The organism is Pseudomonas sp. R62 (genome assembly GCF_000257605.1).
In the GTDB taxonomy this organism is placed as follows: Bacteria; Pseudomonadota; Gammaproteobacteria; order Pseudomonadales; family Pseudomonadaceae; genus Aquipseudomonas; species Aquipseudomonas atacamensis.
Window position 1 is genome coordinate 1392709 of record NZ_JH635998.1, and the last position, 11398, is coordinate 1404106.

Annotated in this window: 10 protein-coding genes and 1 pseudogene; 4 read left to right on the top strand and 7 right to left on the bottom strand. The window is 63.8% G+C overall.

The annotated features are described in order from the left end of the window. Together OQK_RS07600 and OQK_RS07605 are read left to right on the top strand one after the other, a co-directional pair. Positions 1 to 405: TadE/TadG family type IV pilus assembly protein (locus tag OQK_RS07600; protein WP_038860713.1), on the top strand; the 405-nt coding region annotated here is incomplete at its 5' end. Continuing rightward, positions 402 to 3164, top strand: a complete 2763-nt coding sequence (locus tag OQK_RS07605) for a PAS domain-containing sensor histidine kinase (protein ID WP_016771847.1) — start codon at positions 402 to 404, stop codon at positions 3162 to 3164. The genes OQK_RS07600 and OQK_RS07605, both read left to right, overlap by 4 nt. On the opposite strand, the gene OQK_RS07610 is transcribed toward OQK_RS07605, so the two are convergent. From OQK_RS07610 to OQK_RS07630, 5 genes are all read right to left on the bottom strand, one after another. Then, positions 3149 to 5146 carry a pilus assembly protein TadG-related protein gene (locus OQK_RS07610; RefSeq protein ID WP_016771848.1) on the bottom strand — a complete coding sequence of 666 codons (1998 nt, stop codon included), beginning with the start codon at positions 5144 to 5146 and terminating at the stop codon, positions 3149 to 3151. The genes OQK_RS07605 and OQK_RS07610 overlap by 16 nt on opposite strands. 219 nt (positions 5147 to 5365) lie before the next feature. Further along, positions 5366 to 5923: a DUF4136 domain-containing protein gene (locus OQK_RS07615; protein ID WP_016771849.1), complete on the bottom strand. Its 558-nt coding sequence runs from the start codon at positions 5921 to 5923 to the stop codon at positions 5366 to 5368. A 41-nt stretch (positions 5924 to 5964) separates the two neighbouring features. Further along, positions 5965 to 6576 carry a DUF4136 domain-containing protein gene (locus OQK_RS07620; RefSeq protein WP_016771850.1) on the bottom strand — a complete coding sequence of 204 codons (612 nt, stop codon included), beginning with the start codon at positions 6574 to 6576 and terminating at the stop codon, positions 5965 to 5967. 12 nt (positions 6577 to 6588) lie between these two features. Continuing rightward, positions 6589 to 7338, bottom strand: a complete 750-nt coding sequence (locus OQK_RS07625; RefSeq protein WP_016771851.1) for a methyltransferase — start codon at positions 7336 to 7338, stop codon at positions 6589 to 6591. Beyond that, a complete protein-coding gene (locus tag OQK_RS07630; protein WP_016771852.1) occupies positions 7338 to 7640 on the bottom strand; it encodes a MazG-like family protein in 303 nt (100 codons plus the stop codon). The genes OQK_RS07625 and OQK_RS07630 overlap by 1 nt, the downstream gene beginning before the upstream one ends. 245 nt (positions 7641 to 7885) lie before the next feature. Here OQK_RS07630 and OQK_RS07635 point away from each other — a divergent pair, with 245 nt between their 5' ends. Both OQK_RS07635 and OQK_RS07640 read left to right on the top strand, forming a co-directional pair. Continuing rightward, complete coding sequence (locus OQK_RS07635; protein WP_016771853.1) at positions 7886 to 8179, top strand: hypothetical protein; 294 nt, start codon at positions 7886 to 7888, stop codon at positions 8177 to 8179. Between the two features lie 227 nt (positions 8180 to 8406). After that, positions 8407 to 9756: an MATE family efflux transporter gene (locus tag OQK_RS07640; protein WP_016771854.1), complete on the top strand. Its 1350-nt coding sequence runs from the start codon at positions 8407 to 8409 to the stop codon at positions 9754 to 9756. Positions 9757 to 9765: 9 nt separating this feature from the next. On the opposite strand, the gene OQK_RS07645 is transcribed toward OQK_RS07640, so the two are convergent. Together OQK_RS07645 and OQK_RS31055 are read right to left on the bottom strand one after the other, a co-directional pair. Continuing rightward, a complete protein-coding gene (locus OQK_RS07645) occupies positions 9766 to 10557 on the bottom strand; it encodes a DUF4123 domain-containing protein (RefSeq protein WP_016771855.1) in 792 nt (263 codons plus the stop codon). Further along, positions 10554 to 11398: pseudogene (locus OQK_RS31055) on the bottom strand (contractile injection system protein, VgrG/Pvc8 family); the annotation flags it as partial. The pseudogene OQK_RS31055 and the gene OQK_RS07645, both read right to left, overlap by 4 nt.

Here is an 11398-nt window from a genome sequence, read left to right on the forward strand (position 1 = left end):
ATCGAATTCGCCTTGGTGTTCATCATCTTTTTCGCAGTGTTTTACGGGTTGGTCAGCTACGGCCTGCCCTTCGTGATGATGCAATCGTTCAACCAGGCCACCGCTGAGGCGGTGCGCCGCAGCGTTGCGGTGGACCCGACCACGCCGAACTATTCGACGGTGGTGGTCAACACCGCCAATGCCGCGCTGACCCAGCAACTGCAATGGCTGCCTTCGGCCTTGAATCTGGTGGTCGGCACCGACACCAGTGCGGCCTACGACGCGGGGACTGGCACCCTGACCGTCAGCGTCAATTACCCGGTGAGCAAGCTCAATCAGATCATGCCGTTTCTGGTGTTGCCCGGGATCGGCACGGTGCCCAATCTGCCGACGCACCTGACCGCCCGCTCGAGCCTGCAATTTTGACCGCCGGCGATAAGTTTTTCGGGCGCTTGCTCATGCGCGCCCCCACCTCAGCTCACGACTTGCCGGACCATCTCGGCGCGCCGCCGATCGGCCTGCATTTTTATCTGGATGGCAACGGCGATGTGTTGCAGATCGCCGGCCCGCTGCGGCATTTGCTCGCCCAGCACAAACCTCAGGGTCAGCCGCTGCCGCTCAGCGCCTACCTGCTGCCGCACAGTCTGCTGACTATCGAAGGTCAGCCCAGAGACTGGCAGGGGCAACTCCTCGATCTCGACTTTTCCGGGCTCAATGATCAGCCGCTGCACCTGCGCGGCTGGGTGCAGCCGCTGGAGGATGGCTGGCGATTGCAGATGCTCGACATCGCCGACCTGTTGCTCGAACGTCAGCAAGCGCGCGACCGCGACGCCTGCCAGACCCTCGCCGCGCAGGTCAGCGATCGTCTGCGCACGTGCAGCCTGACGCGTCTGCCAACGGTGCTTGGCGAACAATTGCAGGCCATCGCCCAGCGCTGGCACATCCCCTGCCTCGCCGTGGCGTTGCTGGATGAACAGGCCCAGGGCTGGCAGATTCATCAACAGTTTCGCGGCCACGATGCCCCGCAATTGTGGGAGGACGGTCAGCCGCTGGGCACGCCGCTGGACAGCCTCAACGGCAGCGCGCCGCAACGCCTCGCCGGCCCGCAGGGCCGCTATGAACATTCGCGATTGCAGGCCACGTTCGGCAACGCCAACGGTTTCGCCGTGCCCTACAGCAATGACCAGGGCGTGGTCGCGTGGCTGCTCTGTGGGTTTTATACGGTCGACAACGTGGCGCCATGGCTGACCGATCGCGACTGGCTGACCCTGGCCGGCGCGCTGGCCGGGCCGCTGCTCAGCCGCTTGCGCGAGCAGCGCCATGTGCAATCGATGGAGCGCCTGGACTCGCTGCAAAACCTGCTCGGCACCGGCTGGTGGGAAATCACTGCCGAAGAGCAGATTGCGCTGGCGCCGACGCTGGCCTCGGCACTGAATCTCAGCGATCGCCTGCTGCCGGTAGAAGACTGGCTGTCGCTGTTTCATCCCGCCGACCGCGACGAGTTGCGCAGCCGTTTGCGCGCCCTGCAACTGCAAGGAGAAGCGCTGACCCTGAGCGTGCGTCTGCACCGCGCGGAGGCCGGCGCAGCAGCGACGTGGTACCGGATTCAGGGCCAGGTCAGCGGCACCGGTGAGCATCGGCGTCTGGTCGGGTTCATGCTCGACATCAGCGACATCCAGAATCAACAACAGCGCGCCGCCGCCGCCCATGCGCGGCTGGATAATCTGATTGCCAGTTCACCGGCGGTGATCTACGTGCAGCGCTATGCAGAAGGTGCACTGATCCCGGCGTTTTTCAGCGCCAGCCTGCAACCCTTGCTGGGCTGGACGCTGGAAGATTGCGATGCAGCAACACTGGTCGAGCGCGTGCATCCCGACGACCGTGAACTGTATTTCCAGCGCAACCGCCAGCTGCTGCGCGAAGGCTCGGTGCGCGCGCGTTATCGCCTGCGCGACAACCGTGGCGAGTACCACTGGCTGCTCGATGAGGCAAAACTGCTGCGCAACGATCTCGGCCTGCCGGTCGAGGCGGTGGGCCTGTGGCTGGACGTCACCGACGCAACGCTTGCCGCCGAGCAGGTGCGGCAGAGCGAGGAGCGTTACCGGATTCTGGTCGAGGACTCGCCGGCGATGATCTGCCGTTATCGCCCGGACCTGACGCTGATCTTTGGCAACCGACCGTTGGCGACTTATCTGGAATGCACCCCGGAACAACTGCCCGGGGTTGATCTGGGTGGCTGGATGTCCGAAGAACAGCGCGGCGCTTTTGTGCAGCGCCTGAGCCAACTGACCCCGCAACAGCCAGTGAGTACAGCGGAAATCAGCCTGCAATTGCCCGGACGCGAACACGCCTGGTGGGTCTGGTCGGATCGCGGCGTGTTCGATGAGCAGGGACAGTTGATCGAAGTGCAAGCGGTGGGCCGCGACAACACCGAGGTGCGCCGCTCGCAACAGCAACTCACCCAAAGCGCGAAAATGGCCACCCTCGGCGAAATGGCCACCGGCCTTGCCCACGAGATCAATCAACCGCTGAACGTCATGCGCATGGCCATCGTCAACGTGCTCAAGCGCCTCGGCAACGGTGATGTGCAGGTCGATTACCTGACCGACAAACTCAACCGCATCGACGCTCAGGTTCAACGCGCGGCTAAGGTGGTCGACCACATGCGCGTGTTCGGCCGGCGCTCGGAAATCGAACAACAGTTGTTCAACCCGGCCCAAGCCATCGAAGGCACCCTGTCGCTACTGGCCGAAGGCATGCGCGGCAAAGGTGTCGATCTGCGCATCAGCGAGACCGGCTTCGAGGCGCAGGTGCGCGGCTACGTCGATCAGTTGGAGCAGGTGCTGATCAATCTGATGGTCAACGCCCGCGACGCCCTGCTCGGCAAACGCGAGGGCGACTCAACGTTCAAGCCGTGGATTTCGATCTACGCCGAGCGCGACGAGGAAAGCGTGCGGCTGTGGGTCGAGGACAATGGCGGCGGTATCGATCCGCGTTTGCTGGAGCGGATCTTCGAGCCGTTCTTCACCACCAAGCCGATTGGCGTCGGCACGGGTCTGGGCCTGTCGGTGAGCTACGGCATCATCGCCAACATGGGCGGGCAATTGAGCGTGCGCAACTCCACAGAGGGCGCACGGTTCTGCATCGAATTGCCGATTGCCACGGATGATCAGATCACCAGATAAGCCTTGCCGGTCTGCCCGCAGGTCATGTTGGCGCCCACCTCGGTGTTCATCAGATTGATGCCCAGGCCTTTGAGCAGATTATTCAACAACGGGTCGAGCAAGGGACTGATCAAACCGGTGACCACTGGCAACAAGCGGTTGCTGACGTCGCTGATCAACGAAGCCACCCCGGGGACGATGGCGCCCAGCGGATTGCTGCCCACGGGTTTGTAGACGATCAGGTTGATGCCCGACAGGGTGTTCGCCAGGCTGCCGACGATGTTGCTGGTCGGCGCGGCCGGCAGCAGGCTCGGCGGCAGTTTCAGATTGGCCGGGGTGGCGAAGGGAGTGGTGCTGGAGAACAGCAGATTCTGCGTGGTTTGCGCGACGCTGGTGTCGAGTTTGATGGCGATGCCACCGGCGCCGTACTGGACGCGGGAGGCGGCATCGCAACTGCCGATGCCGAGAATTTTGTGGCAGGTGATGATGCCGAGATCGACCAGCGGCAGCGGCGCCACCGTTGGTTCGGCGACTGAAGAGAACGCCGCGACAGGATCGATCTTGCCGAGTTTGAGATCTGCCAGAGAGGTTGTGGTGGCGGCAGTCAGGCTTTTGCTGCCGCTGTCGTCGGTCGGGCAGCGGTAATCGGTGACATAGCTTTTCGCCCCGCCGGCATCCAGCGCGATGTCGATTTGCGGTGAGGGCAGCAGCTTCGGATCGAGCTGTTGGCAACCGGCACCCAACAGGCAGAACACTGAATTGATTGTGTCCACCAGATTCAGGCTCAAAAGCGCATTGAGCGTCGGCGTCAGCGTACCGACCAGGCCTAGCACCGCATTGGTCAGCCCCGTCACCCCCGAGAGCACCGGCAGATTCACCGACAACAGCGTGCGCACCTGCGCAGTGCGCACATAAATTCGGTCCGGTCCCAACGGATCGGCCTTGGCCCGCGCTGGGTCGCCAATCGCCGAAAACTGCGGCGGTTCGATCACCTTCACCCGCACCGTGACACCGGCCAGCCCCAGCACGTTGACCGGCAAGGTCGCCGCCACCGCGCTTTTGCTGTTGGCCAGTTGCACCACGCCTTGCACCAGTTGCAGCAATTGCAGATTGGCATCCAGCCCCGCCGCCGTAGTGCCGGTCTGCAGTTGCAGGATCTCGCCGAGTCTGACCGGCGCCGCATTGATGGCGGCGGCCTGCAACTGGCCCAGCGCGGTGACCACTTGCGCGGTCGCACCGTTGAGTTGCACTACCGTCGCGGCGGCCTGAATCAACTGCGTCACGGTCGCCTGGGTGTTGAGCAATTGCGTGTAGTTGCCGGCGCCGACGTTGAGGTCGATGGCCAGTTGATCGAGGTATTTGAGCAGGTTGATATCGGTGTGCAGCAAACCGTCCCAGCCCACCGCCGTGAGGTTGACGTTGCCGCCGAGCAACCCGGAAAACAGCGGATTGAGGATGTTCGACTGCGCCGTGTCGATGCTGGCGAGGGTGCTGCGAATATTCAGTTGGGCGATGGTCGGCTGCGGTTTGGCCGCGACTGCCGAAGCATTGAGTGTGGTGTTGAGGCTGACCGGCGTGGCGCTGAACAGCGCCTGCACACCGCCAGCAAAACTGCTGGTGACCGTACGACTGGCGGCGACCTTGACTGCGCTTGATTGCGTGGCATCGACGGTGAAACTGCGCAAACCGCTGGCAGCGGTGGCCAGCGTGCCGCAAGTGGTGACAAGCGTATTGGCGGCATCTACCACGTAACCATTGCGCAGCGCACTTTGCCCGGCATAACTGGCGGCGCTCAGCCCGGGCAGGCAATTGCCGCCGCGACTGACCGCTTCGAGGGCGGCGGTATCGACGACCCGCTGCAATTTGCGCTGTTCCATGTACAGGCGGCCGCTGTCGACCACCAGCAACATCATCACCGCCGCCAGACTCAGGGTGGCAGCCGCCATCAAGCCGATCGCCCCGCGTTGCCGGGCCGGGCCGTTGCCTTGCGATCCTGGCGACATGGCGCACTCCTTTGCCGGCGCAGTGCCGAGCGCTACCTCCGTTGATGAAAAAGAGTGTAGACGCGGTCGGTCGAGAGTGCTGGCGTCGCGCCATTCCTGTCACCACCGCCACTGTGGGAGCGAGCCTGCTCGCGAAAGCGTCGTGCCAGAGGATTCAATGCTGCATGACACACCGTCTTCGCGAGCAGGCTCGCTCCCAAAGGGACGGTTCAGAGCGGTTCAACGCGGTGGATAGTTGGCCAGGATCCGCGCGACGGTCTCGCGAATGGCATTGCTTCGATCGGCCGGATTCGGGCGGTTGCTGAGCATTTGCTCATCGCTGCCGCGCCAGACCAGTTTGCCGTCCTTGCCGTCGAGCAGGTCGATCTGGATGGTCGCGACCTTGTAGGTGATGTTGCGCGTTTCGTTGTACATCGGCGCGCCCCAGTAGCCGTTCCACGGGCCGCCCCAACCGCCGCCGTAATTGGTCGTCACCTGCTGCTGCCGGTCCTCGACGATCAGGTAGGTCTGCACGCTCAGATCACCTTTGCCACCGCCGGCAGCCGGGCGCAAACCGCGCTGATCGAGTTGATCGGCCACCGCCTGGCGGATGCGCTGTTCGGTCAGGTCGCTTTTGATGCGCGGATCATCGGGGCGATATTGCAGGGCCGGGTCTTTCCAGCTCCAGCTGCGATAAGCGGCAAAGTCGCGGCTGGCGTCGAAATCGTGATTGACCTGATTGGCGGCGCAGGCACTGAGCAGCGCGGCAACAGCGAGTAGAGCGAGACGGCGGAACATGATTTTTCTCCGGGTGAAGACATGAACCTGCTGACACGACGTCAGCTGGGAGGATACGCCGCCATGGCTTTTTCCACAGCCTCGCGGATCGCATCGGCGCGTTCGATCTGATTGCCCTGGGTGCCGGTCTCGGCGCTGGCGCTCCACACTGGCTGACCATTGCCGGCATCGAACAGATCGACCCGCACCACCACGACCTGCTCCTGATAGGTGCGCACGATCGGCACGCTGTTGTACATGCCGTAACCGCGACCATAACGATCATAGCCGCCGTATCCGCCGTAGTAGCCGTAGTCGTCGCGAACCTGGCGCAAACGGGTTTCCAGACGCAGGTCGGCGCTGACCAGCAGGTCGGCCGGGCGATTGTCGCGCATCGGCCGCAAGCCGCGTTGGTCGAGGGCGTTGCTGACCGCCTCGGCCACTTGCGCCGAATCGGCCCACGCCGTGCCCGGCGGCAACTGCCCGTCGCGCCAGGCCCAATTGCGGTAGCGCCCGTAATCACGCGGCGGCGCCGGGTAGGCGCTACGGTCGAAGGTGGTGGCGGCTTGCGGCGGTGCCGGCGGCAACGGCCGTGACTGGGCCACGTAGGGGTTGCTGCCTTGGCAAGCGGCCAACCCCAGACTTATCAGCAATAACCCGCATCGAGCTTTCATGTCGCGCTCCGCTCAGATCGGCCGGCAGATCCAGTGCAAGTAACGCCCAAGCCCGGCGAAGCCTGGGTGACGACGGTGCGCGAGTTCCATTTCCAGCAAATCCGCCAGTTCGGCGCGGGCCTGGAATTCCACCGGCATGTAATCGTGAAATACCCGTACGCCGCTCTGACTTTCGACCTGCCACATACCCGCGAGTTGCGTTGCCAATTCCCGAGGGTCGAGAGGCTGCTGCGGGGTCAGGCTCTGCTTCTCGCCGGCCATGACGTTCTTGCGCATTTTCTTGAAATGGCCCTTGAGCAGATTGCGATAAATCAGCGCATCACGGTTGTAGAACGCCAGCGACAGCCAGCCGCCGGGCTTGGTCAACTGGTGCAGCACCGGCAGGATCGCGTGGGGCTCGGCGAGCCATTCCAGCACGGCGTGGCAGATCACCAGATCGTAGGGCTCGGTGAGCTGACCGGGCAGTTCCTGCCACGGCGCCTGAATGAACGTAGCGGTGTGTCCGGCTTCGGCAAAACGCTGGCGCGCACCCTCGAGCATCGGTTCGGCCGGCTCGGTGAAGGTGACGTCATGGCCGCGCTCGGCCAGCCACAGCGACATATGCCCCAGGCCCCCGCCGATATCCAGCACGCGCAGCGGACGTTCCGGCAAGGCCTCGCTCAGATCGGCCTGCAACACGGCGAGGCGAATCGCGCCTTTGGCACCGCCGTATATTTTTTCGGCGAAGCGCGTGGCCAACTGATCGAAATGACGGTCGCTCATCAGCTGAACCGCCGTTCGCTGTCGGCGAGCTTGGCGCGCACCACTTCATTCATGTCCAGACCCAGTTCGCTGCACAGCAGCAACAGATACAGAACGATATCGCCGACTTCCTGCCCGGCATGGGCGAGTTTGTCCGCCGGTAACTGGCGTGACTGGTCTTCCGTCAGCCACTGGAAGATTTCCACCAGCTCGGCCATTTCGACGCTGGCGGCCATGGCGAGGTTTTTCGGGCTGTGAAATTGCCGCCAGTCATTGCGGTCGCGAATGGCGTGCAGGCGTTCGGTCAGTTCTACAAGGTTCATCGGGCTCTCCTGAAGACGCATAGCTTCGGGGGGATGCGGGCTGAAGGCAAGCAGCGCAGATGATCAATTGTGGGGGCGAGCCTGCTCGCGAAGGCGGTGGATCATCCAGACCGGATTTGCCTGACACGCCCCCTTCGCGAGCAGGCTCGCTCCCACACATGATCCGGGCAAACCTTCTATCATGCAGGGAACTCGGCCGCCCTCGGCGTGGCCCAAGGCTCAGCTCTTTCATCAGGGATGCACACATGCGTGTAGAAAGCTTTTTCGAATGGCTCGGTCAGGCACTCGGTTCGGTCATCCGTTTTATCGTCGACGGCCTCAGTGGCCTGTTCAATATGCTCAGCAATGCCGGCAGCAACTTTGTCGACGGCCTGGCGCAGACGCTGGGGATGGACACCTCGATCATCAGCATCATCGCCCTGATCGTTGGCCTGATGCTGCTGTGGTCGGCGATCCGGGCGTTCATGAACGCATCGATCATTGCCGGGATCATCTGGTTGCTGCTCGGGTTGTGGTTGTTGAGCTGGATTATTCACTAGCGCTTCAAAAGCCCCTCATCGGAACGCCGCCCGCCCATCCCTCTCCCAGAGGGAGAGGGAGCTGACCGCGTTGCTTTGAAGTTCTCCACCGACCTGGAATATCGAGTCGAACTCACGTTTGAGAGCGACGAAGATCGGCCCCCTCTCCCTCTGGGAGAGGGCTGGGCGGGCGGCGTTCCGATGAGGTGTTTCTGCCGCTACAATCCCCGCTCCCCCAAGGAGCCTGCATGTCCTCTCTGATTACCGACTGGCGCGACCGCCCGACTCACCGCAAGGTCTGGGCGCTCGCCGCGCCGATGATTCTTTCCAATATCTCCGTGCCGCTGGTGGCGCTGGTCGACAGCACTGTCATCGGCCATCTGCCGCATGCCCATCAACTCGGCGCGGTGGCGGTCGGCGCCAGTCTGTACACCTTTCTCGCCTGGGCGATGGGTTTTCTGCGCATGGGCACCACCGGTTTTGCCGCGCAGGCTGCCGGGCGCAGCGATGGCGCGGCGTTGCGGCAGATTCTCTTGCAGGGCCTGCTGCTGGCGATGGGGCTGGCCGTCGTGCTCGGCACTCTTGGCGTGCCGCTCAGTGGCGTTGCCCTGCACTTCATGCAACCGTCGGCTGAACTGGAGCAACTGACCCGGGAGTTTTTCCACACGCGCCTGTTCGGCCTGCCCGCAGCGCTGGCGACGTATGCGCTGGTCGGCTGGTTCCTCGGCACGCAGAACGCGCGGGCGCCGCTGGCGATTCTGCTGAGCACCAACCTGATCAACATTGTGCTCAATCTGTGGTTTGTCATCGGCCTTGACTGGGGCGTGGTCGGCTCGGCGCGCGCTTCGGTAATCGCCGAATGGAGCGGCGCCCTGCTCGGCCTGTGGCTGACGCGCACGGCGTTGCGCGCCTATCCGGGGCAGATCATTTGGTCGGCGCTGAAAGTCTGGCAGAGTTGGCGGCCGCTGCTGGCAGTCAACCGTGACATTTTCATCCGCAGCCTCGCCCTGCAATCGGTGTTTTTCCTCATTACCGTGCAGGGCGCACGGCTCGGCGATGCGACCGTAGCGGCCAACGCGCTGCTGCTCAACGGCCTGCTGCTGACGGCCCACGCACTGGATGGACTGGCGCATGCCGTTGAAGCCTTGTGCGGCCATGCCATCGGCGCCCGGGATCGCCTGGCCTTGCGTCGATCGCTGGTGGTGGCCGGCGGCTGGTCGCTGATTGCCAGCCTCGGGTTTGCCGTGCTGTTTCTGCTCGCCGGGCACCTGTTCATCGAGATGCAGACCGATATTCAGAGCGTGCGCGAGACGGCGTTCGTCTACCTGCCCTACCTCGCTGTGCTGCCGTTGATTGCGGTGTGGAGTTACCTGCTCGACGGCCTGTTCATCGGCGCTACCCGCGCGCGGGAAATGCGCAACGGCATGCTGCTGACGGTGCTGCTGTTGCTGCCGTTCGCCTGGTTTTTGCAGGCCTTGGGCAATCACGGCCTGTGGATATCTTTTCTACTGTTCATGGTCTTGCGCAGCGTGACCCTTGGCGCGCAAGCCTTGTGGCTCAAGCGCAGCGATGGCTGGTTCAGCGGCAAGGCTCACTGATCAGAAAAGTCAGTCCGCCGCGCCCCACTGCCGACGCAGAAAGTCGAGCCGTTCCGGTTGGGTCAGTCCGGCCGGCGGCACGACCAGCACGGCGCGCGGATTGAGCAGGCGCAGCCACAGCCAGCCATCCAGCACGGCACGATCGCTGAAACCCAGCGCCAGACCTTGCTGCACATGCACAGCGATCGTCTGGTAATCAACCCTCAGAGACTGGCACCAGCGCCAGATGTGCTGCTCAAGCAGACAGGTTTGCAAGCGTTCGCGCTGGCGCCGGGTCAGGCTTTCTTCGATGCCCAAAGGTTCGACGAGCAGGCCGGGATTGCGCAGCTGTTGCCAGCCCTGACTGCCGATGGCGCGGTCCGCCCAGGTGCCGCCAAACCAGCGCAACTGGCGGATCGGCCCGAGCCAGCGACTCAGCTGCGTGGCGTCACAGGCGTCGAAGAAATAACTGGCGGTCTGGCGGTTGTAATAGCTGAGCAAGGCCCGATGATTCAAACCGAACGAGACGGTAAGCATGCGCTGCAAGTGGCTGAGCAGCTGCTGCGCCGGTATCTCGCAGCTCAACAACAGGCCGCGCCAGGTGTCCGGGTCGCGCAGGCACAGGGCGGTCAATGCCGGGCTCTCGCGCAAATCGACGAGAACCGGACCGTGCTCACTGACCGGCTGAAATTCGGTGCCGTCGAACAAGCGGTGCCGCTGCACATCGGCAAAGCCCTGGCGCAAGGTCAGCAAGGCGCGTGCCGCGTCCGGGGTGTCGAGCAACAGCCATTGCGCCATGGGCTCAAGCGCCGCGCCGCTCATCGTGCGCTGCTCTGATCGAGCGCGGTGAGCAGCCGGCAACTGCACACGGACTCGGCGCAGTGGTTGAAGCTGCCACCGCCCGGCATCAGGCACAGCAACAGCAACGGCTCGCCAGAGTGCAACAATTGCTGCAACCCATCGCTCACCAGCAGTTCGGGGAGCGATACCGGTTCATCGTCCTCGACCGCAGCCTCTGGCAACACCGAGGGCTGGAGCACGCCACTGACCACCGGCTGATCGGGATCGCCCTCTAGAAAACTCACCACCACTTCCACGCCATCGGCGAGTGCCGCCGAGGGCAGCTCGTTCAGGTCAGGCGCGAGGGGCAGCCAGCAATGGCTCGGCGCTGCGCCTTCGCCCTGGTAGAGCCAGTCGAATTGCACCGCCACCGGCCGCGCGCGATCCGGCTGCGGCTCATCGACGCTGACCACCCAGGCACGCTGCAAGCTGTGCATGCGCTGCTTGGACTGCGCAGCGGCGGGCGCACAGACGGGAACCCGCGCGGCCGCGAACAGGCGATTGCAATAGGGCGATTCGAGAGACTGATCGGCCCGATGCTCGATGCGGGTCAGCAGCCATGGGCGGTTGCATTCGAGGAAAGGATGGCCGTCCAGCGGCAACCACTGACCACTGCGCAAGGCCGGCAGATCGCTGTGGCCTTCGGCATCGGGGCCTCGCTGGCTGGCCTGCGAGTCTTCGCGCAGTCGCCATTGGCGGACGGCTGGAGCGACGCCCTGCTGGTCATGCTCGCCCTGATAGTGCGCGACGTCTGCCTGGGGCATCCGCGTCGGATCGTCGCCGAACACCAGGCAGTGCCTGTCGCGGTGATGCTCGAAGTAAT

Excerpts from the sequence above, each read along its gene's own strand:
- OQK_RS07610 (WP_016771848.1), bottom strand. The coding sequence starts at position 5,146 with ATGTCGCCAGGATCGCAAGGCAACGGCCCGGCCCGGCAACGCGGGGCG.
- OQK_RS07615 (WP_016771849.1), bottom strand. The coding sequence starts at position 5,923 with ATGTTCCGCCGTCTCGCTCTACTCGCTGTTGCCGCGCTGCTCAGTGCC.
- OQK_RS07620 (WP_016771850.1), bottom strand. The coding sequence starts at position 6,576 with ATGAAAGCTCGATGCGGGTTATTGCTGATAAGTCTGGGGTTGGCCGCT.
- OQK_RS07625 (WP_016771851.1), bottom strand. The coding sequence starts at position 7,338 with ATGAGCGACCGTCATTTCGATCAGTTGGCCACGCGCTTCGCCGAAAAA.
- OQK_RS07630 (WP_016771852.1), bottom strand. The coding sequence starts at position 7,640 with ATGAACCTTGTAGAACTGACCGAACGCCTGCACGCCATTCGCGACCGC.
- OQK_RS07635 (WP_016771853.1), top strand. The coding sequence starts at position 7,886 with ATGCGTGTAGAAAGCTTTTTCGAATGGCTCGGTCAGGCACTCGGTTCG.
- OQK_RS07640 (WP_016771854.1), top strand. The coding sequence starts at position 8,407 with ATGTCCTCTCTGATTACCGACTGGCGCGACCGCCCGACTCACCGCAAG.
- OQK_RS07645 (WP_016771855.1), bottom strand. The coding sequence starts at position 10,557 with ATGAGCGGCGCGGCGCTTGAGCCCATGGCGCAATGGCTGTTGCTCGAC.